Below are 22,025 nucleotides of genomic sequence, written 5' to 3' on the forward strand. Positions count from 1 at the left end.
AGCCCTGCTCTACATTTTGGTTCTCAACTCAAAGAGTCACCGGCGCTACACCAGCATGTTGAGGGTCAAGTGTCGACGCAAAATCATTGCCAATTCGCCAGATCAATAATCAAGCATCTTCAGTTCCTTGTTGGGTCAACAATGACGGTGCAGGTAATCCCCGCCGCCAGCAACACACCGTCCGGCACTTCATCAATGTGAATCCGCACCGGCACGCGCTGGGCCAGGCGCACCCAGTTGAAGGTCGGGTTCACATCGGCGATCAGTTCCCGGCTTTCAGGGTTGTCACGGTCGTAGATACCCCGCGAGATGCTTTCCACGTGGCCCTTGAGCGTCTCGCCGCTCATCAATTGCATATCGGCCTTATCACCGACTTTGACGTGGGGCAGCTTGGTTTCTTCGAAGAAGCCATACACCCAGAACGAGTTCATATCGACCACGGCCATCTTGGCTTCGCCGATGCGCGCATAGTCGCCGCGGTGCACATTGAGGTTGGTGACGTAGCCGTCCACCGCCGCCACCACTTGAGTCCGCTTGAGGTTGAGTTCGGCCGCTTCCAGCTGCGCCAGTGCATGTTGGTAATCAGCCAGGGCCGAGTCGGCGATGTTGCTGGCGTCGTCGCGGTTTTCCTTGGAGATCACCAACGCGTCGAGGTCCGCGCGGCGGTGGGCGTTGACCTTGCGCATCTCCCAGGTGGCTTTGCGCGAAGCCACTAGCGATTGCGCCTGCTTGACCGCGATGCGGTAGTGCTCGGGGTCGATCTGCATCAGCAGGTCGCCCTTCTTCACCAACTGGTTGTCACGCACCGGCACATCCACCACTTCGCCGGTAACGTCGGCGGCGACGTTGATGACATCGGCGCGCACGCGGCCGTCGCGGGTCCACGGCGTCTCCATGTAGTGCACCCACAATGTGCGGCCAATCCAGATCGCCAAAGCCAATACCAGCAAGGTCGCGAGCAGGCTGAAAAACTTTTTCATCGGGGCATTCTCAACGGTAGACGGTCAGCGCCAGCGCGCCGAACAGGCAAACGAACAGGCTCAGGCGCAGCAACGCCGGGTGCCAGAAAAAACGGTACAGGTCGAGCCCGGCCAGGAAGCGGTCCAAGGCCCAGGCCAGCCCTGCAGCGATAAAAAACATCAGGGTCATGGTCGGCATGTAGAGGCCGTGGAAGGCGATTTCACGGGGCATGCGGGGCTCCTTTGAGGGCCGCCAGTGGCGATTGCGGATCGAGCAGAGAGGTGCGAATAAAGTGCAGGTAGCTTTTCACCCGGCGCAGCGCCGAGGTGTCGAAGTGCGGAGCGAAAGGTTCGTCGGTGGCCTGCACACGACTGATCGCATGGTCGACCGCAATCAGGCCGCGCTCCAGGTTGCTCGCGCTGGGTTGCAGAAACAGCCGCACCAACGAGCGGCCCATCACGCGGATAGCCTGGCGCCAAGGTTGCGATTCGGCATACGCCGGGTGCACCGGCAATATCGCCTGCTCCTTGCGCAGCTCGATGATTGCGTGGCCGACTTCCAGCACCACGAACATCCAGCGCAGCAGGTTGCGCTGCACGTGCGGCTGGCCGACGGCGAGGCCGTAGGCCTGGTGCAGCAGATCGCGGGTGCGGCTTTCGAAACTCGACGCCAAGCCCTTGAGCTTGCCGCTGATCGCATACACCACTTGCTCGCGCAGGTCCTGTTCCAGGCGGCGCCATAACCAGCGGCTGTTCGGCGGCAAGATGATCGCCCCCGCCGCCGCACACACCAGCATGCCGATGACCATGGCGATGTAGTCGTTGATAAAGGTGTAGGGGTTGTAGACCGTGAGGTTGTCCGGCACCGAGCCGGTGCTGAAGAAAATCAACAGGCCCACGCCGACGCCCGCATATTTCGGCCGTGAGGCGAGGAAGGCGCCGAAGATGATCACCGGCGCAAGCATCACGCACAGCAGCGGGAAGCCGTCGATCCAGGGGAACACGAAGAACATTTCGACGAAGCCCACCAGCGCGCCGATCAAGGTGCCGCAGGCCATCTGAAAGGCCATGCGCTTGGGGTTGGGTGTGGCGGCGGATAAGCCGACGGTGGCGGCGGCGATCAGGGTCATGGTCGCGCCACTGGGCCAGGCGGTGGCCACCCAGTAACTGCCCAGTACGATCAGGATAAACGACGCGCGAATCCCCGAGGCAGCGCAGGCCAGCCAGTTGGTTTTCGGCGTGTAGGCTTCGTCCCACTGCTCCCGCGCGTGGGTGTGATCGGCCAACGATGCATGGGTTTGCGCGTAGTTGTGCAGGTCGTCGACGAAGCGGTACAGCAGTTCGTAGGCGGTATGGAAATCCAGCTGCTCGGCCTCACTGGGGTTGCCCTCCTGGAAGGTCGCCCGCAGGCTGCGCACCTTGGCAGGCAGGCCGTCCTTGTAAGCGCTGAGTCGGTTGACCAGCCGCGCGGCATCAGGGCTGGTGAGTGCGCGGCCGGAGAAGCCGTCGAGCACTTCGGCAAGGTCTTGCAGGCCGGGTTTGATCGCCGCGACCACATGATCGGCTTCAACCGTGCGCAGCCGTTCCAACAGCTGGTGCAGGGCATTGAAACGCGTAGTAATGCTCATGAATTCGCTGTTGAGGCGACTGAGTCGACCATTGCGCCGACGCATGTGCGGGTCTTCAAATACGGTGACGCTGCGCAACCCTTCCAGGCCCACGGCTTCGGCGATAAAGCGCACGTTGCTGGCCTCAAAACCTTCACGCTGACTGCGCCCGCGCAGGCCGTCGGTGACAAATAGCGCGAACACGCCAAAGCGCTGATACAGGGCGTTGCGCATGGCCGCGCTGCTGGTCTGCGGCAGGATCGCGGCGCTGACCAGCGTGGAACAGAGAATCCCCAGGGAAATTTCCAGCACCCGCCACACTGCCGCCATAAATGCGCCGTCCGGGTGCGCCAGGGCGGGCAAACCCACCATCGCCGCCGTGTAGCCGGCCAGCACAAAACCATAGGCGCGGAAGTTGCGGTTACGCGTTGCGCCAGCGGTGCAAATACCGACCCAGACCGCCAGCGCGCCGAGGAACAATTCGGTGTTCTGCGCAAACAAGGCGATCAACAAGACCATCACCGCCGATCCCGCCAACGTGCCGAGGAAGCGGTAAAAGCTCTTGGCGAACACCTGGCCGCTCTGCGGTTGCATCACGATGAACACGGTGATCATCGCTGTACGCGGTTGCGGCAGTTCCAGGCGCATCGCCAGCCAGAGCGTGAGGAAAGCGGCGACCAGCACCTTGAAGATATACACCCAGGTCACGCCATCGCTGCGTGCCCAGTCAAAAAAACCACGGCGCCACTCCAAGGAGTGCAACCAGCGCAGCGGTGCAGGTAAGGGCGTCATTAAATCCTACTCAGTGATCAAACACGGCAAGGGCCGCCGGGGTTTTACTCGGGAGGGCCTTGGTAGGCTGCGGCACGTCATTACCGGCGCCGAGCCCGCCGCCCAGGGCGGTGACCAGCTCGGCATGCGTGCTCAGGCGCGCGGCCTGCACTTGTTGCTGCACCTGTTGCTGGCGGAACAGCAGGGTCTGGGCGTTCAGCACATTGAGGTAGTCGGTGAGGCCGCGCTGATAGGCGATCATCGCGATGTCGTAGGTTTTCTGCGCAGAGGCCACCGACTGCGCGGCGAAGGACGATTGCTTGTCCATGGATGCGCGGCGGATCAACTGGTCGCTGATGCCCTTGAGCGCATTCACCAGAGTCTGGTTGTACTTGGCCACGGCGATGTCATAACCGGCGCTGGCCTCGCCCAACTGCGCGCGCAAACGGCCGCCGTCGAAGATCGGCAAGGTGATCGCCGGGCCGACGTTGTAGTTGAATTTCTGACCGCTGAGAAAGCCCAGCATCGTGCCGCCGGTAGCGACGAAACCCAGGCTACCGACCAGGTCGACATTGGGGTAGAAGCCGGCGTGGGCGACGTCGACACCTCGCGCTTGGGCGGCGACCTGCCAGCGGCTGGCGACCACGTCCGGGCGTTGGCCAAGCAACTGCGCCGGCAGGCTAGAGGGTAATTTCAGCGGCGCCGCGAGGGACAAGCTCGGGCGTTGCAGTTGCGCACCCGCCCCTGGCCCTTTACCCGCCAATGCCGCGAGCTGGTTACGGCTCAGGGCGATTTCTTCGTCCAATGCGTCGAGCTGGCGATGGGTCTGCGGCAATGGCGTTTCGGCCTGGCTGACATCGAAGTGCGTGCCGATCCCGGCGTTCAAGCGTTTATTGGCCAGGTCGAGAATCTGCTGTTGCTGGGCCAACGTGGCCGCGACGATGTCGCGGTTAGCGTAATGCAACGACAACTGGATATAGGCGCGCACCACGTTGTTCTGCAATTCGAGCTGGGCCTGACGCGCTTGGGCGGCGCTCATATGCGCCAGGTCGACGGCGCGCTCGGTGGTGTTGCTTTCGCGGCCCCACAGGTCGAGGGCATAGCTCAGGCCCAGCGACGAATTGTTGTCCCAGGTATTGGCACCGCTCAACTCGCCTGGGCCATAGAACTGATCTTTCGGCCAGTTATGGCGTTTGAGAGTGGTGTCGCTGTTGATCTGCAACGACTCGGCCGACTCGGCAACCCCGGCCATAGCCCGCGCCTCACGCACCCTCGCGGCGGCCACGGCCAGGCTCGGGCTGTTTTGCGTGGCGAGTTCAACCCAACTGTTCAACTGCGGGTCACCGTAGGCTTGCCACCATTGCGTGGTGGGCCAGTGCGCGTCCTGAGCGGCGCTCTGGATAGCGTCATCGGTGGCCAGGTTATTGGCGTTGAGGGCCTGGCCTTGGGGGGCGATTCCTCCGGTTCCGATGCAGCCGCTGATTGCTAACGATAAGGCCCAAACACTGAGAGTCTTAAGCTCTCTGCTGATGCGACGCGGCACGGCAAGCGAATTCCTGAGGTGGTTGACGCGGGGAAGGTGGCGCAATTCTAGGCGGCGCGATGGAGGACGATAAGCTGGCATTCCTGTGAATCTTTGTTACCGTTCAGGCGATAATCCGTTGGTAGGGGTCACTGAACGGCGTAACTTTCTGTCACAATTTGTTATCTCCCCTGAGAACACCCCATGGACACTTTGCAAAACATGCGCGCGTTCAGTTGCGTGGCCGAAGCCGGCAGCTTCACCGCCGCCGCCGTGCAACTGGACACCACCACCGCCAACGTCTCGCGCGCGGTCTCCAACCTTGAGGCCCATCTGCAAACCCGCTTGCTCAACCGCACCACCCGACGCATTGCACTGACCGAAGCCGGCAAACGTTACTTGCTGCGCTGCGAACAGATCCTCGCCTACGTCGAGGAAGCCGAGGCCGAAGCCAGCGACGCCCACGCGCGCCCGGCCGGGCAGTTGAAAGTGCACACCATGACCGGCATCGGCCAGCATTTCGTGATTGACGCGATTGCCCGCTACCGCCGCACCCACCCCGACGTAACCTTCGACCTGACCCTGGCCAACCGTGTCCCGGACCTGCTCGACGAGGGCTACGACGTGTCCATCGTGCTGGCCAGCGAACTGCCGGACTCGGGGTTCGTCTCCCAACGCCTGGGGATTACCTACAGCATCGCGTGCGCCTCGCCGGACTACGTCAAGGCCAAAGGCTGCGCGCAACGGCCGCAGGATTTGCTCAACCACGCCTGCCTGCGCCTGGTGAGCCCGGTGATCCAGCTGGATAAATGGACCTTCAATGGCCCCGAAGGCCAGGAAAGCGTGGCGATCAACACCTCGCCGTTTCTGGTCAACTCGGCCGATGCGATGAAAACCGCGATCACCAGCGGCATGGGTGTTGGCCTATTGCCGGTGTATGCGGCCATCGAGGGACTGCGTAACGGCACGTTGGTGCGGGTGATGCCAACCTACCGCTCGCAAGAGCTGAACCTGTATGCCATCTACCCGTCGCGCCAGTACCTGGATGCGAAGATCAAGACCTGGGTCGAATACCTGCGCGGCTCGTTGCCGGAGATTCTGGCAGCGCATCAGGCGGAATTGGTGGCTTATGAGTTGAGTGGCAGCCTGAGCGGCGCACGGCTAGCGAACTGATTCCTATCTGTTGACAGAGATCGAGTGTGGGAGCGGCGGTGCCCTGACAATCCCCCCCAGGAATGTTAGCGTGCTTGGCATTCTTCCGTAGTCGATGAGCCCGCCTGCAATGAAAAAGACCGTCCTCGCCTTCAGCCGCATCACTGCGGCTATGATCGAACGCCTGCAACAGGACTTCGAGGTGATCGCCCCCAACCCAAAGCTGGGCGACATCAACGCTCAATTCAATGAAGCCTTGCCCCACGCCCACGGTTTGATCGGCGTGGGCCGAAAGCTGGGCCGCGAGCAACTCGAAGGCGCACGCAAACTCGAAGTAGTCTCCAGCGTGTCAGTGGGCTACGACAACTACGACGTGCCGTACTTCAACGAGCGCAGGATCATGCTCACCAACACCCCCGACGTGCTCACCGAAAGCACCGCCGACCTGGCCTTCGCCTTGCTGATGAGCAGCGCTCGCCGTGTGGCCGAACTGGACGCCTGGACCAAGGCCGGCCAGTGGAAAGCCAGCGTCGGCGCGCCGTTGTTCGGCTGCGACGTGCATGGCAAGACCCTGGGTATCGTCGGCATGGGCAATATCGGCGCGGCTGTCGCCCGGCGTGCGCGACTGGGTTTCAATATGCCGATTCTGTACAGCGGCAACAGCCGCAAGACCGAGTTGGAACAGGCGTTGGGGGCGCAATTTCGCAGCCTGGACCAGTTGCTGGCCGAGTCGGACTTCGTCTGCCTGGTGGTGCCGTTGAGCGAAAAGACCCATCACCTGATCAGCACCCGCGAGTTGGGGCTGATGAAGCCCAGCGCGATACTGATCAATATCTCCCGTGGGCCAGTGGTGGATGAGCCGGCGCTGATCGAAGCCCTGCAAACCCAGAAAATTCGTGGCGCCGGGCTGGATGTGTATGAACAGGAACCGCTGGTGCAATCGCCGCTGTTCCAACTCAGCAACGCCGTGACCCTGCCGCACATCGGCTCGGCCACCCATGAAACTCGCGAAGCCATGGCCAATCGCGCCCTGGCCAACCTGCGCAGCGCCTTGTTGGGGCAGCGCCCGCAGGACTTGGTCAACCCACAAGTGTGGAAGGGCTGACAGCTAATCCATGTGGGAGGGGGCTTGCTCCCGATAGCGGTGTATCAGTGGAGAATCTCTTGGCTGACACTCCACAATCGGGAGCAAGGCCCCTTCCACACGGATCCAGCCCGACACAAAATCCGGTTAAAGCCTGGCGCGCCCAAGTCGATAACCCTCTATAGAAGATCGTCTTCCCTGATCCACAGAAGGTTTTTATGTCCACCACCAAAGCCCGCGCAGATTCACTCTCGCTTCTGCTCTTTACCCTGCGCAGCGGCAAGCTGATGGCCATCAACCTGCTGAAAGTCAGTGAAATCATCCCCTGCCCGCCGCTGACCAAGCTGCCGGAGTCTCACCCCCACGTCAAAGGCATCGCCACGCTGCGCGGTGCTTCGCTGTCGGTGATTGACCTAAGCCGTGCCCTGGGCGAAATGCCCCTGCAAGACCCAAACGGTGGCTGCCTGATCGTCACCGACGTCAGCCGCTCCAAGCAGGGCCTGCATGTGCAGGCGGTGAGCAAGATCGTGCACTGCCTGACCACTGATATTCGCCCGCCACCCTATGGCTCAGGCGGCAATCGCTCGTTTATCACCGGGGTGACCCAGGTTGAAGGCGGGCTGGTGCAGGTCCTGGATATTGAGAAGGTCATCCACGGCATCGCCCCGGCACCGGTTGAAGCGGCACCCACTGACCTGACCATGGAAGAAGCCGAAGTATTGGGCAATGCGCGAATCCTGGTGGTGGACGACAGCCAGGTCGCCCTGCAGCAATCCGTGCACACCCTGCGCAACCTCGGCCTGACCTGCCACACCGCACGCAGCGCCAAGGAAGCCATCGACGTGCTGCTGGAACTGCAAGGCACGGCACAGCAGATCAACGTGGTGGTGTCGGACATCGAAATGTCTGAAATGGATGGTTATGCCCTCACCCGCACGTTGCGCGAAACCCCGGACTTCCAGGAGCTTTACGTGCTGCTGCATACGTCCCTGGACAGCGCAATGAACAGTGAAAAGGCGCGCCTGGCCGGTGCCGACTCGGTGCTCACCAAGTTCTCCTCGCCCGAACTGACTAAATGCCTGGTCATCGCTGCGCAAACCGTGGCGCAAAAGGGCCTGTAGGCCGTGACGGAGTATTTCCAACTGTTGCGCCGCGACCTCACCGGCAGCCTGCCCGCACCGCAGTGGCCGGCCGATACGCGACTGGATCATTACCGCGAAGAAATGGCCCCGGCGATTCATGCGGTGTTGCGCATGGCCCAGGACCAAGGCGGTGGCCGTGTGGCCGGGCTGACGCAATGGCGACATCAGTTCGTCACGGACGCCGAGTTCGACCCCACGCTGTGCCTGGTGGCCAGCAACGGCGACGGCATCCTCGGTGTGGCCCAATGCTGGACCAGCGCGTTTATCAAGAACCTCTGCGTACATCCCTGCGCCCAAGGCCAGGGGCTCGGCCGCGCCTTATTGCTGCACACCTTTAATGTGTTCAAGCAACGTGGCGAACCCTACGTCGACCTCAAGGTGCGCGAAAGCAACCTGCGCGCCCGGCAACTGTATGAAAACGCCGGCATGGTGTTTGTGCTGCGCGACTTGGTACCCGAGGACTGACAGACACTGGCGCATAACTTGCTTAGCAAGAGCTTGAACAGTGCATAGAGGCAAAAAACCGTCACTGTTCAAGAGTGCCCTCTGACCTTGCCTGGTGACAGATACCCCATGAACACTCATTTTTCCTGCGTGGGTTGCGGTAAATGCTGCTCCGACCATCACGTGCCCCTGACCCTCGAAGAGGCCCGGCAATGGGCGGTTGACGGCGGTAACGTCATCGTGCTGGTGGAGGGTTTCCTTGGCAACGGGCTGGGCTTGCCCCTGCAACAACGCGAACACGCCGAGCGCCGCTCGGTGGTGGTGCCCAGCGGCACGACCGAGGCGTTTGTAGCAATCACCTTTGCCGCTTACAACGCCGGGCGCTGTCGGAATCTTGACGAAAACAACCGCTGCGGCATTTATGAACGTCGCCCGTTGGTGTGCCGCATCTATCCGATGGAAATCAACCCGCATATCCCGCTGAATCCTGCCGCCAAGGACTGCCCACCGGAATCCTGGGAGCAGGGGCCGGCACTGATTGCCGGTGGCGAACTGATGGATCAGGAATTAGCCGAGTTGATCCGCCGTTCGCGCCAAGCCGACCGTGACGATGTGCAAACCAAGGAAACCGTGTGCGCCCTACTGGGCATTTGCACCACCGCCCTCAAGGGCGATGGGTTCACGGCGTACTTGCCGGACATGAACGCCTTTGCCCAGGCGATCGAGCTGGCCGCTGAACAACCCAGCGCAGCCAATGAGTGGGGGTTTCATGTCTCCAGCATGGACATTGCCGAACAGTTGCTGGATGCCGGCGCCCAGATCGCCACTCAGGTGCCGACCAACTACGCGTTTATTTCGCTGCGAGCCTCGTAGACGCGCTGGTTTACAGGCTGGCCAGGCACTCGATTTCGATCCGCGCACCCGCTAATAGCTTATCGGCGGCATATCGGGGTGGCGCTGCTAGTCGTGCGGCGCGCCAAGCAACTCATCACGGCTCTATGAAGCCTGATTAGCATGGGTAATCACGCTAGTCAGGTCGGTCGTCGAGAGATGTAGACGTCACAGCCCACGTCCACATTTCGACCGATGACCAGCAGATTGACCTTCATAGAGAAGCGCGCTCGTAATTACTGGAGCCGTCGACTCTAAGCGCACCGATGGTGCAAGTGCTGATCAAACTCATGTTCTGAGCAATTCATTAACCGTCATGGACGGTTGCCGGCTCGTCCAGGTTGTAGGGCTGAAGAATTCGCTGGTAGTCGCCGTTCTGCCTCAGTTGTTCCAGCGCGTGGTTGAGCTCATCACGCAAGGCGATATCCGGCTTGCGCACCGCGATGGCCACGCCGTCGCCCAATAGCTCGGCCGAAACAGCGGGGCCGAGGAAATCGAAATCCTGGCCGACAGCGGTGTTGAGCAGCGCCTTGCGGATTTCCACCGTGCCTTGCAGCGTTGCATCGATATGGCCGGCCACCAAGCTGCGCACCAGTTCGTCATTAAGCCAGAAACTCTTGATGACCACGCCCGCCGGTGCCCACTTTGATCGGGCGAAGGCTTCACGGTTGCTGCCCAGCAGTACGCCGACACGCTTGCCCCTGAGCGAGGCTACGGTAGGCAACAAGCCTGATGCCTTGCGGGCTACGAGCCGCGTGGTGAACGGATAGAGATGCTCGGTAAAACTTGCCCACTGGCGCCGCCTAGAAGTCGGGGCTATGCCCATGATCGCATCGAATCGACGAGCCTCAAGGGCTTGAAAACTTTCAACAAGCACCTGATCGACCCAGGTACACCGCGTGTTGAGCTGTTGGCAAAGGGCGTTGCCCAAATCAATATTCAACCCCACCAACTGGCCGTGCTGATCGCGGCTCTGAAAGGGTGGGAATTGGGCGACGACGGCAAAACGAATGTCGTCCCGTGGCTCATCACCTGTCGCGGTGGAGCAGAAGAAAGCGGCCAAGGGCAATAAGGCAGGCGCTACAAAAACCCGTATGAAATCCACAGGGGACGTCCTTTTCTGGAAAGACCAGCCTCACTGCACCCTGCCCCGTGAAGCACAATCGAGGTGGAGCAGAGGCTGCGCAAGCTTTCAAGAAACGGTCATGGGCCTTCAATAAGAAAGATCAGCGGAACCTGTAGGCAAATGCCGTTAGAGTCTGCGCGTCATTATTCTCAGCGTTTACCCATCGAACGGCGAGTGCCTGGCGGCGCCATGCCTGGCGACTTGGTGTGGCCGTTTTTGGCACCATTTTTGTACCAAGGCTGGGCAGCATTCTTGGCCCCGGCCAACTCACCCGGCTTGAACGGAAACTTGAACGCCGGGATCTCGGCTTTTTCAACGCTTTGAGCGTCGGCCGGATCGACGAGGTCGGCCGCTTCAACAGGGGGTTGTGTCGGGGAAGTCATGGAAGCTCCGGAGCGTGCAAAAAATGAGGTGAGGCGGGCAGGCCGGTCTCACTGGCGCGCAGTATACCTGCGCGCTTCGCATCTTTAACCACCGCCTGTACGAATGACCGGACTTTACTGACAGCGCTGTCAGTTAGCAGTCACCATGCTGACCGGATTGGCGGGCTATAAAGACCTTTATTCCCCCAATCCTTTGCCTCGGCGCCTCACCCCATGCACATTCAACGAAAAACCGCCCTGATCGTGGGTGTCCTCGTGGTCGTGGCGATTACAGGCTGGGCCTTGACCCGGCCCGCCAAGACCAAGCTGGCGGCACCGACCGCCATCCCGGTACGAGTAGTGAGCGTCGTGCAACAGGACATTCCTCGGTACGTGAGCGGCATCGGCTCGGTGCTGTCATTGCACAGTGTGGTGATCCGCGCGCAAATCGACGGCATCCTTACTAAATTGCTGGTCAAGGAAGGCCAACTGGTAAAAACCGGCGAACTGCTGGCCACCCTTGATGACCGCTCGATCCGCGCCAGCCTCGACCAGGCCAAGGCGCAACTGGGGGAAAGCCAGGCGCAGTTGCAAGTGGCGCAGGTCAACCTCAAGCGCTATAAGGCGCTGAGCATCGACGACGGTGTGTCGAAACAGACCTACGACCAGCAACAAGCCTTGGTCAACCAACTGAAGGCCACAGCGCAAGGTAATCAGGCCGCGATTGATTCGGCCCAAGTACAGCTTTCCTTTACTCAGATTCGCTCTCCCGTCACCGGCCGCGTCGGCATTCGCACGGTGGATGAAGGCAACTTCCTGCGCATGAGTGATACCCAGGGCCTGTTCTCCGTGACGCAAATCGACCCGATTGCCGTGGAGTTCTCATTGCCGCAACAAATGCTACCAACCCTGCAAGGCCTGATCGCGGCGCCTACCCAGGCCAGCGTCGACGCCTACATGGGCGCCGACACCGACGGCCAGAGCGGCGACTTGCTCGGTGAAGGCCACTTGAGCCTAATCGACAACCAGATCAGCTCCACCACCGGCACCCTGCGCGCCAAGGCCGAGTTCAAGAATGCCTCGCAGCGCCTGTGGCCGGGGCAACTGGTGACCATCAAGATCCAGACCGCTCTCGACAAGAACGCGCTGGTGGTGCCGCCGACCGTGGTGCAACGCGGCCTGGATTCGCACTTCGTGTACCGGGTCAAGGGTGACAAGGTCGAAATCGTGCCGGTGCAAGTGACCTATCAGGACAGCGACGTGAACATCATCAAGGGCGTGCAGGCCGGTGATGTGCTGGTCAGCGATGGCAAGTCGCGACTCAAGGCCGGCGCTCAGGTAGACGTGCTCAAGGAACCGCCGCAAGTGATCCAGACCGTCGAAGCCAAGGTGCAGCCATGAGGGGCAACCGCTCGCCATCCGCCTGGTGCGTCGACCACCCGGTCGCCACTCTGCTGTTGACCTTCGCGTTGGTGCTGCTGGGTATCATCGCCTTCCCGCGCCTGGCCGTTGCGCCACTGCCAGAAGCGGAATTCCCGACGATCCAGGTCTCTGCGCAATTGCCCGGCGCCAGCCCAGACACCATGGCCTCCTCGGTGGCTACGCCTTTGGAGGTGCAATTCAGTGCCATCCCTGGCATGACCCAAATGACTTCCAGCAGCGCCTTGGGCTCAAGCCTGCTGACCCTGCAATTTACGCTGAACAAGAGCATCGACACCGCCGCGCAAGAAGTGCAGGCGGCGATCAACACCGCCTCCGGCAAATTGCCCAGTGACATGCCGAGCCTGCCGACCTGGAAGAAGGTCAACCCGGCGGACAGCCCGGTGCTGATCCTCAGCGTCAGCTCCGACAGCATGCCCAGCACCGAGCTGAGCGACTACGTGGAAACCTTGCTGGCCCGGCAGATCAGCCAGATCGACGGCGTCGGCCAGATCAACATCACCGGCCAGCAACGCCCGGCGATTCGCGTACAAGCCTCGCCAGACAAACTCGCGGCAATTGGCCTGACCCTCGCCGATGTGCGCGTGGCGATCCAGCAATCGAGTTTGAACCTGGCCAAGGGCGCGATCTACGGCGAGAACAGCGTGTCGACCCTGTCGACCAACGACCAGCTGTTTCACCCGGATGAATACGGCCAGTTGATCGTTTCCTACAAGAACGGCGCGCCGGTTCAACTGCGTGACGTCGCAAAAGTCATCAACGGTTCGGAAAACGCCTACGTGCAGGCCTGGTCCGGCGACACACCTGGGGTCAACCTGGTGATTTCGCGCCAGCCCGGCGCCAACATCGTCGAGACCGTGGACCGCATTCAAGCCGAACTGCCGCGCCTGCAAGGCATGTTGCCCGCCTCGGTGCAGGTCAGCGTGTTAACCGACCGCACCAAGACCATCCGCGCCTCCCTGCATGAAGTGGAAGTCACGCTGTTGATCGCCATCTTGCTGGTGGTGGCGGTGATGGCGCTGTTCCTGCGCCAATTGTCGGCGACGCTGATTGTGTCCAGTGTGCTCGGCGTGTCGCTGATCGCCAGTTTCGCCTTGATGTACTTGATGGGCTTCAGCCTGAACAACCTGACCCTGGTGGCAATCGTGATTGCGGTGGGGTTTGTGGTGGACGATGCCATCGTGGTGGTCGAGAACATTCACCGCCACCTGGAGGCGGGCCTGAGCAAACGTGAGGCGGCGATCAAGGGTTCCGGCGAGATTGGCTTTACCGTGGTGTCCATCAGTTTCTCGCTGGTGGCGGCGTTTATTCCGCTGCTGTTCATGGGCGGCGTGGTCGGGCGGTTGTTCAAGGAGTTCGCGCTGACGGCGACCTCGACCATCCTGATTTCGGTGGTGGTTTCGCTGACCCTGGCGCCGACGCTGGCCGCGCTATTCATGCGCGCCCCCACCCATCATGCCCACGACAAACTCGGCTTCAGCGACCGCCTGCTCGCCGCATATGCGCGCAACCTGCGCCGCGCACTGACCCATCAACGCACGATGGCGGCGATCTTCATGGCCACCCTAGCGTTGGCGGTGGCCGGTTACGTGTTTATCCCCAAGGGCTTCTTCCCGGTGCAAGACACCGGTTTCGTGCTCGGCACCAGTGAGGCAGCGGCCGATGTGTCGTACCCGGACATGGTCGCCAAACACAAAGCCCTGGCCGAAATCGTCAAGGCCGACCCAGCCGTCGAAGCGTTTTCTCATTCGGTGGGCGTGACCGGCAGCAACCAGACCATCGCCAACGGGCGCTTCTGGATTGCCTTGAAAGCCCGTGGTGATCGTGATGTGTCCGCCAGCCAATTCATCGACCGCATTCGCCCCAAACTGGCCAAGGTGCCGGGCATTGTGTTGTACCTGCGCGCCGGCCAAGACATCAACCTCAGTTCCGGCCCGAGCCGCGCGCAGTATCAATATGTGCTCAAGAGCAACGACGGCCCGACGCTGAACACCTGGACCCAGCGCCTGACCGAAAAACTGCGCGCCAACCCGGCGTTCCGTGACCTGTCCAACGACCTGCAGCTGGGCGCCAGCATCACCCACATCAGCATTGACCGTCAGGCTGCTGCGCGTTTCGGCCTCACCGCCACCGATGTCGACCAGGCGCTGTATGACGCGTTCGGCCAGCGCCAGATCAACGAGTTCCAGACCGAGATCAACCAGTACCAAGTGGTGCTGGAACTCGACAGCCAGCAGCGCGGCAAGGCCGAAAGCCTGAACTACTTCTATCTGCGCTCGCCGCTGACTAACGAGATGGTGCCGCTGTCGGCGCTGGCTAAAGTCGATCCGCCCACTGTGGGGCCATTATCCATCAGCCATGACGGCATGTTCCCGGCGGCCAACCTGTCGTTCAACCTGGCGCCTGGTGTGGCATTGGGCGATGCGGTGATCATGCTCAACCAGGCCAAGAATGAAATCGGCATGCCAGCCACCCTGATCGGCACCTTCCAGGGCGCGGCCCAGGCGTTCCAGAGTTCGTTGGCCAGCCAGCCCTGGTTGATCCTCGCGGCGCTGGTGGCGGTCTACATTATCCTGGGTGTGCTGTATGAGAGCTTTGTGCACCCGCTGACGATCATTTCCACCTTGCCGTCGGCGGGCCTGGGTGCGCTGATCATGCTGTGGCTGCTGGGCCAGGACTTTTCGATCATGGCCCTGATCGGCTTGGTGTTGCTGATCGGTATCGTGAAGAAAAACGGCATCCTGATGATCGACTTCGCCCTGGACGCTCAACGCGTGCGCGGGCTGCCGCCCGAGGAGGCGATTTATGAAGCCTGCGTCACCCGGTTCCGGCCGATCATCATGACCACCCTCGCCGCCCTGCTCGGCGCAGTGCCCCTGATGCTGGGCTCCGGCCCAGGCGCGGAGTTACGTCAGCCGCTGGGGATCGCCGTGGTCGGCGGCTTGCTGGTGAGCCAGGCGCTGACGCTGTTCACCACACCGGTCATATACTTGTACCTTGAACGGTTTTTCCACAGGCCCAAACCAACGCCCGAGTTGGCGACCACACACTGAGGCTGAGGCCCTGCCTTGGAGCAAAAGGCTCATGCGCGTCCTGATTATTGAAGATGAAGAGAAAACTGCGGATTACCTGCACCGCGGCCTGACGGAACAAGGCTATACCGTTGATGTGGCGCGTGAAGGCGTCGAAGGTTTGCACCTGGCGCTGGAGAACGATTACGCGGTAATCGTGCTCGACGTAATGCTGCCCGGCCTCGACGGCTTCGGTGTATTGCGCGCGTTGCGTGCACGCAAGCAGACACCGGTGATCATGCTCACCGCACGTGAGCGCGTGGAAGACCGCATTCGCGGCCTGCGCGAAGGCGCCGACGACTATTTGGGCAAACCGTTTTCATTCCTGGAACTGGTGGCACGCCTGCAGGCGCTGACCCGGCGCAGTGGCGGGCATGAACCGGTGCAGGTCACCGTCGCCGACCTGTGGATAGATTTGATCAGCCGCAAGGCCAGCCGCAATGGCCTGCGCCTGGACCTGACCGCCAAGGAATTCTCGCTGCTCAGCGTATTGGCGCGGCGCCAAGGTGAAATCCTCTCCAAGACCGCGATTGCGGAGATGGTCTGGGACATCAATTTCGACAGCGACGCCAATGTCGTGGAAGTCGCGATCAAGCGCCTGCGCGCCAAGCTCGACGGGCCGTTCGAACAGAAGCTGCTACACACCATTCGCGGCATGGGCTACGTGCTGGAGAACCGCAGTGTCGGCTAACTCCATCGCCCTGCGCCTGAGCGGCATGTTCACCCTGGTGGCGCTGCTGATCTTCATGTTGATCGGCGGCGCGTTGTACCAGCAAGTAGACCGGGGCTTAGGGTTGTTGCCGGGCGCCGAGTTGGATGCGCGCTACAGCGTGCTCGAATCCTCGGTGAACCGCTTCGGCACGCCGGACCACTGGGCGAAAATCACCGCCAAACTGAAATTGCTCAGTGAGGAAGACAAGCGCATCCGCTTCTGGGTGGTGAGCAGCGACCCGAACTACGAGTACGGCAACCCGGATGCGCAGATCCGCGCGTTCGCCCAAGGGCCGACCGGCAAACGCGACTTGCGCCTGCCTGGGCATAAATACCCGTTCAAGGTGTTACTGAGCCAATTCCCAGCCAAAGAACAACGCCCGCCGCTGCGTTTTATGATTGCCATCGACACCGAAAACTTCCGCGCCACCCAGCACCACCTGTTGATGGCCTTGATCGGCCTGGCGTTCGTCGGCGTGGTCCTCGCGGCGCTGCTGGGGTTCTGGGTCTCGCGTATCGGCCTCAAGCCGCTGGGCAAACTCTCGGATGAAGCGCAAAAACTCGCACCGCCCAAACTCTCCGGGCGCCTGCACTTGTCGCCGTTGCCGCCGGAGCTGAGCCAGTTCGTCAACTCGTTCAACTCAACGCTGGATCGAGTTGAACAGGCCTACTCGCGCCTGGAGTCGTTCAACGCCGACGTCGCCCACGAACTGCGCTCGCCGCTGACCAACCTGATCGGCCAGACCCAAGTAGCGCTGACGCGCGGCCGTTCCGCCGAGCATTACTTCGAAGTGTTGCAATCGAACCTCGAAGAGCTGGAACGCCTGCGCTCGATCATCAATGACATGCTGTTCCTCGCCAGCGCCGACCAGGGCAGCAAGGCCACCAAGCTGATTGAAAGCTCCCTGGCCGATGAAGTTGCCACCACCCTCGACTACCTGGACTTCATCCTCGAAGACGCCCAAGTCAAGGTTCGGGTGCGCGGCGATGCCATGGTGCAGATCGAAAAAGCCCACCTGCGCCGTGCACTGATCAACCTGCTGAGTAATGCGGTGCAGCACACCGCGCCAGGGCAGATCATCGAAGTGAACATCGAAGTGCAGGCGCATCAGGTGGCCATCGGGGTGACCAACCCTGGCGATGAAATTGCCAGGGAGCATTTGCCACGGCTGTTCGAACGCTTCTATCGGGTGGACGCGTCGCGCAGTAACAGCGGGGCGAATCATGGGTTGGGGCTGGCGATCGTCAAGGCGATTGCCTTGATGCATGGCGGGGATGTGTTTGTACGCAGTGATGGGGGCGGCAATACCTTTGGCATCACGTTGCCCGTTTAACACCGAGGTCAACTGTGGGAGCTCTGTCACCTTGACTATTGCGATTTTGGCAACAGTCATTATCTTGTTACACTCTGTATCGCACCGCTCACCTGCGCTAATTTGACGCACCGATGAGCGCGACGGCAAACACAGCTTCCCGCGCCCCAAAATTTCCCTCGACTTATTTCCAGGGCTCTACACTGGGAATCTGTTTAAAGCCGCTGATTTCAGCGGTTTTTTTTTGCCGTAAAAAAGGCCAGGCACACCCCCACGACATTGGCCGTTTACGATTGACCAAAGGAGCTCCACCGGTGAAGAACTCGCTGACGTTCACCCCGCTATTCCTCGCGATTGCAGCAACGATCGCCCCTTTCGCCCAAGCGGCAGCCCCCCCCCCAGCCGACGGTTTCGTCGAAGGTTCCAGCCTCAAGATCAACACCCGCAACTACTACATGAACCGCGACCGTCGCGACATTCACACCGATGACAGCAAGGAGTGGGGCCAAGGCTTCATCGGCACGTTCGAATCCGGCTACACCCAAGGCACCGTCGGCTTCGGCCTGGACCTCAACGCCATGCTCGGCCTCAAGCTCGACGGCGGTGGCGGCACCGACGGTTCCAGCATCCTGCCAGTAGGCTCCGGCAACGGCAAAGCGCCCGGCTCGTTCTCCACCGCAGGCGGCACCTTGAAAATGCGCGCCTTCGACACCGAGCTGAAGGCCGGCGACCTGTTCCTCAATAATCCGGTGATTGCCGGCGGCATGACCCGCATGTTGCCGCAGGATTTCCGTGGTGTAAGCCTGACCAACCACAGCTTCGACGGCTGGATGCTCGAAGGTGGCCGGGCCAGTTTCACCAAGCTTTACAACCAGAGCGGCCACCGGCGCATCGGCACCAGCTACGGCGCGCTGCCGGAGCATGCCGACAGCCAGCATCTGGACTGGGCCGGCGTGTCCTTCAGCGGCATCCCAGGCTTGACCAGCAATCTGTACGCCTCCGAACTCAAGGACGTGTGGCACCAGTACTACTACGACCTGGACTACACCTACGCGCTGAACGACTGGGTCAGCCTCAACCCAGGCCTGCACTACTACCACACCCAGGACACCGGCCAATCGCTGCTGGGCAACATCGACAACAACACCTACAGCCTGCATTTCACCGTGGGCGTGGGCAACCACAGCGTTACCGCCGCCTACCAGCGGGTCAACGGCAACACGCCGTTCGACTACATCAGCCAGGGCGATAGCATCTACCTGGATAACTCCCAGCAATACTCGGACTTCAACGGTCCCAACGAGCGCTCGTGGAAACTCAAATACGCCTATGACTTCGCCGGCCTCGGTATGCCTGGGCTGACGTCCGCCGTGTCCTACATCAGCGGCAAGACCGACCTGACCAAGGTCGACCCGCAAAGCCGTGGCTACAGCGCCTGGTACAGCGCCGACGGCAAGGACGCGAAACATTGGGAGCGCGATATCGACCTGAAGTACGTGGTGCAAGGCGGCAAAGCCAAAGACCTGGCCGTGCGCCTGCAGTGGGCGACCAACCGCGGTGGCAACGGCTACGCGGCGGTCGATCGGGACGTGGACGAATACCGGGTGATCGTGGACTACCCGATCAACGTGTTCTAACCCGTTGATCTTTCTTTTTTAGCCCATGCTCTAATTTTCATCGCGTAGAACTAAACTGCCAGCATCTTCCCTGTTGAAGCCTGCGCGATGAGTCAACCCCGCCCTCCTGATCTACCTGCCCGCTCGGAGCTTCTGCTGATGCTGGGCAGTGGCCTCACCGTCATCCTGATCGTGGTTATCGTCGCAGCCTTGCTGACCCGCGAACACGCCAGCACCCTGCAGGCGGCCAAGCGCGAAACCACCAATATCACCCAACTGATCAATGCCGATGTGCTGCGCAACGCCGAACTCTACGACCTGGCGCTGCAGGGCTTGATCACGGCCACCACACGCAATGACCTGTCGCGGACGCCGCCGGACATCCGGCACATGGTGCAGTTTGATCAATCCACCGCAGCGCCGTTCAAGGGCGAAGTGCTGTTGCTGGATGCCAATGGTGCGGTGGTTGCCGATTCTTCGACGTTGCAGCCGACGTCGCGCAATTTCGCCAACCGTGACTATTTCCAGGTGCATAAACAAAATGCACAGGCAGGGCTTTTTATCAGCCGCCCGTTCAAGATCCGCTGCGATTGCGATCAAGTGTGGCGCATGGCATTCAGTCGTCGAGTGGAGGGCCCCAACGGCGAGTTCGCTGGCGTGGCCGTGGCGACGATGCGCCTGGCGTATTTCGATCAACTGTTCAGCCGCCTCACCATCGGCAACGGCAGCTCCGTCAACCTGCTGAACACCCATGGCATTCTTCTGGCCCAGCAGCCGCTGCTGGAGCGCGACATGATTGATAAGGACCTCAGCGACCGGCCCAATTTCAAACGCATACTGCGCGAAGGCGAAGGCAGCTTCCAGGCGATTTCCGCACTCTCTGGCACAGAGCGTTTGTATACGTTCACCAAGGTCGGTGAGCTGCCATTGATTGTGGTGGTGGCGCTGGCCAGCGAAAACGTGTTCGCCCCTTGGCAACGTGCCGCGCTGCTGACCAGCGGCGCCACCGGCGTGCTGTGTATCGGCCTGTTGTGGCTGACCTGGATGTTGCGCCGCGAGCTGCGCCGCCGCTGTCGCGCCGAACACGTGCTGTCTGAACTGGCCGCCACCGATGCCCTCACCGGCCTGGCGAACCGTCGCACCCTGGACCAGCGCCTGCACCTGGAGTGGGACCGCGCACAACGCTCAACCGAGCCGCTGACGCTGCTGATGATCGACGTGGACCACTTCAAGGCATTCAACGACCGTCACGGCCATCACGGTGGTGACAAGGCATTGCGCACGGTAGCCCAAGTGATCGAAGAAAACATTCGTCGACCGGCCGACCTGGCAGCGCGCTACGGCGGCGAGGAGTTCGCCGTGGTGCTACCGCATACCGACGCCCAGGGTGCGTGGGTGATCGCCGAGCACATTCGCAGCAGCGTCGAGCACTTGCCATGGGTGACCGGTGCCGAGCAGCCGATTACCGTGAGTATCGGTATGAGTACGTGGGACAAACGCAGCCGTATGTCATTGGAAGCGTTATTGCTGGGTGCGGACCAGGCGCTGTATGAGGCCAAGCACAGCGGGCGCAATCGGATCGTCGATGCCAAAGCCCGCTGCTGAAAGGGTAACGCCTCTCCTTGGGAGTCAGGCGTGATTGAAACCGCTAAACCGTGTAACTCGCCCTCGTCGTCACTGTGGCTCTGGGGTCGGCACCGATTTCTTTGGTAATGCTCACCGGCCACTCGCGAGGAAGCAGCGAGACCCGGACACCAAAGGAACCGTCAACCGCCACCCCTGGCGTCGCAGAAAACTCGTGCTTGGGCGTCATCTTGCTAGCAAGGTCAGTGCTGAAGGTAACCCTGTGCTGAACGGTGAATGTCGGTGTAACGCCCGCTCCGGTAGTGACGGTTACCGGGCCAGCGTGAACATTCGCGTTGATACTTGATCTTGGGAAAAAGGTATAACTGTTTGCGACTGAGACAGTGCGATCAACATTATGGGTTATTGTCGGTTTACCGCTGGCAGACATTGCAAACTCAATACCAGGACCGCCAACTTTTATTTCATGCCCCGGCCCACCGGTAATACTTTGGTTTACCCCACCTCCAGCCCCCAAACTTAAACCTGGAACAGGGCCAGGCACCGGGACTGAGACATTTCCCTCCACCCCACCATCCACGCCAGCAAATTGTTGAGTGCTAATAGTAGGATTCAGATTGGCTTTAAAGTTGAATGCACCATTGGGTTCGATATTAGCGCTGAACTCTGGCGCACTGAAATTGAGAAACTGTGTAAGGCGAGCACCTGCGTTAATACCAAAACCGGTGTTAAAAATATTGGGGATGCCTGCCCGAACATCGCCACTGGCAGCTATCTGCATCCTGGGTACAAAGCTGACATGGAGGCCACCGGCCTCCGTTGGGCGCAAGGTGATTGCGGGGTCGAAGCGTGCTGTTGCGCTCACACCAACGCTGGGACCGCCAGGAATCGGGGTGAGCCTGGCCGCAATCGTGGCATAGGCTCTCGGGTAAAAAGACAGCGTGGGAATCGGTTGAAACCTTGCCTCACCGCCGAATACATTCGCGGTATAGGGCGCGGCAAAGGAGCGCGGCGGCTGGTGACTATTAACGTTTTGTTGCTGATCGTTAATATCCCCGCCACTTCGCTGTTGATAATGAGCGCTCGGCCCGGTTTGTTGTTGAGGGGACGGGCCACGGTATGCGTAACTTGGAGATACGTTATTCATTAGCAATACGCCTCAAAAAGTAAGGTTTGATGTATTTCGCTGTGATTGCTTTATTTACTCATCGCTTGGCCCTTGCCTTACTT

18 protein-coding genes are annotated in these 22,025 nt (G+C 60.8%); 11 read left to right on the forward strand and 7 right to left on the reverse strand.

Annotation, left to right across the window (positions count from 1 at the left end; all coding sequences use genetic code 11):
* Positions 1-119: 119 nt before the first annotated feature.
* From FW764_RS14520 to FW764_RS14535, 4 genes are read right to left on the reverse strand one after another with little or no spacing between them, the layout of a single operon-like run.
* Positions 120-980 carry an efflux RND transporter periplasmic adaptor subunit gene (locus tag FW764_RS14520; RefSeq protein ID WP_446434517.1) on the reverse strand — a complete coding sequence of 287 codons (861 nt, stop codon included), beginning with the start codon at positions 978-980 and terminating at the stop codon, positions 120-122.
* 10 nt (positions 981-990) lie between these two features.
* A complete protein-coding gene (locus FW764_RS14525) occupies positions 991-1,191 on the reverse strand; it encodes a DUF1656 domain-containing protein (RefSeq protein WP_446434518.1) in 201 nt (66 codons plus the stop codon).
* The gene (locus FW764_RS14530) at positions 1,181-3,358 is read right to left on the reverse strand and encodes an FUSC family protein (protein ID WP_446434519.1); all 2,178 of its coding nucleotides are present in this window, start codon (positions 3,356-3,358) and stop codon (positions 1,181-1,183) included. Before FW764_RS14530 ends, FW764_RS14525 begins: the two co-directional genes overlap by 11 nt.
* Before the next feature lie 10 nt (positions 3,359-3,368).
* Positions 3,369-4,880, reverse strand: a complete 1,512-nt coding sequence (locus FW764_RS14535) for an efflux transporter outer membrane subunit (RefSeq protein WP_446434520.1) — start codon at positions 4,878-4,880, stop codon at positions 3,369-3,371.
* 183 nt (positions 4,881-5,063) lie between these two features.
* Here FW764_RS14535 and FW764_RS14540 point away from each other — a divergent pair, with 183 nt between their 5' ends.
* The 5 genes from FW764_RS14540 to FW764_RS14560 all read left to right on the forward strand — a co-directional run bounded on the left by FW764_RS14540 (position 5,064) and on the right by FW764_RS14560 (position 9,554).
* Entirely contained in the window at positions 5,064-6,032 is a 969-nt protein-coding gene (locus FW764_RS14540; RefSeq protein ID WP_053254489.1) for a LysR family transcriptional regulator, read from the forward strand.
* 109 nt (positions 6,033-6,141) lie between these two features.
* A complete protein-coding gene (locus tag FW764_RS14545) occupies positions 6,142-7,116 on the forward strand; it encodes a 2-hydroxyacid dehydrogenase (protein WP_446434521.1) in 975 nt (324 codons plus the stop codon).
* Positions 7,117-7,313: 197 nt separating this feature from the next.
* Complete coding sequence (locus FW764_RS14550; protein ID WP_083360064.1) at positions 7,314-8,216, forward strand: chemotaxis protein CheV; 903 nt, start codon at positions 7,314-7,316, stop codon at positions 8,214-8,216.
* A gap of 3 nt (positions 8,217-8,219) precedes the next feature.
* Complete coding sequence (locus FW764_RS14555; protein WP_446434522.1) at positions 8,220-8,702, forward strand: GNAT family N-acetyltransferase; 483 nt, start codon at positions 8,220-8,222, stop codon at positions 8,700-8,702.
* Positions 8,703-8,810: 108 nt separating this feature from the next.
* Positions 8,811-9,554 (forward strand): YkgJ family cysteine cluster protein, encoded by a 744-nt coding sequence (locus FW764_RS14560; RefSeq protein ID WP_446434523.1) that lies wholly within the window; start codon positions 8,811-8,813, stop codon positions 9,552-9,554.
* A 325-nt stretch (positions 9,555-9,879) separates the two neighbouring features.
* On the opposite strand, the gene FW764_RS14565 is transcribed toward FW764_RS14560, so the two are convergent.
* Positions 9,880-10,641 (reverse strand): transporter substrate-binding domain-containing protein, encoded by a 762-nt coding sequence (locus FW764_RS14565; RefSeq protein WP_446434742.1) that lies wholly within the window; start codon positions 10,639-10,641, stop codon positions 9,880-9,882.
* Between the two features lie 206 nt (positions 10,642-10,847).
* Positions 10,848-11,081, reverse strand: a complete 234-nt coding sequence (locus FW764_RS14570; protein ID WP_056858969.1) for a hypothetical protein — start codon at positions 11,079-11,081, stop codon at positions 10,848-10,850.
* 213 nt (positions 11,082-11,294) lie between these two features.
* Here FW764_RS14570 and FW764_RS14575 point away from each other — a divergent pair, with 213 nt between their 5' ends.
* From FW764_RS14575 to FW764_RS14600, 6 genes are all read left to right on the forward strand, one after another.
* Positions 11,295-12,461 carry an efflux RND transporter periplasmic adaptor subunit gene (locus FW764_RS14575; RefSeq protein ID WP_446434524.1) on the forward strand — a complete coding sequence of 389 codons (1,167 nt, stop codon included), beginning with the start codon at positions 11,295-11,297 and terminating at the stop codon, positions 12,459-12,461.
* Entirely contained in the window at positions 12,458-15,553 is a 3,096-nt protein-coding gene (locus FW764_RS14580; RefSeq protein ID WP_446434525.1) for a multidrug efflux RND transporter permease subunit, read from the forward strand. Before FW764_RS14575 ends, FW764_RS14580 begins: the two co-directional genes overlap by 4 nt.
* A 31-nt stretch (positions 15,554-15,584) precedes the next feature.
* Positions 15,585-16,262, forward strand: a complete 678-nt coding sequence (locus FW764_RS14585; RefSeq protein ID WP_064450771.1) for a heavy metal response regulator transcription factor — start codon at positions 15,585-15,587, stop codon at positions 16,260-16,262.
* A complete protein-coding gene (locus FW764_RS14590) occupies positions 16,252-17,616 on the forward strand; it encodes a heavy metal sensor histidine kinase (RefSeq protein ID WP_446434526.1) in 1,365 nt (454 codons plus the stop codon). The genes FW764_RS14585 and FW764_RS14590 overlap by 11 nt, the downstream gene beginning before the upstream one ends.
* A 293-nt stretch (positions 17,617-17,909) precedes the next feature.
* Entirely contained in the window at positions 17,910-19,232 is a 1,323-nt protein-coding gene (locus tag FW764_RS14595; protein ID WP_446434527.1) for an OprD family porin, read from the forward strand.
* Between the two features lie 87 nt (positions 19,233-19,319).
* Positions 19,320-20,816 carry a sensor domain-containing diguanylate cyclase gene (locus tag FW764_RS14600; protein ID WP_446434528.1) on the forward strand — a complete coding sequence of 499 codons (1,497 nt, stop codon included), beginning with the start codon at positions 19,320-19,322 and terminating at the stop codon, positions 20,814-20,816.
* A gap of 43 nt (positions 20,817-20,859) precedes the next feature.
* Here FW764_RS14600 and FW764_RS14605 read toward each other — a convergent pair whose 3' ends face one another.
* Entirely contained in the window at positions 20,860-21,942 is a 1,083-nt protein-coding gene (locus FW764_RS14605; RefSeq protein ID WP_446434529.1) for a hypothetical protein, read from the reverse strand.
* Positions 21,943-22,025 lie beyond the last annotated feature (83 nt).

Source organism: Pseudomonas sp. 1152_12, assembly GCF_052850675.1.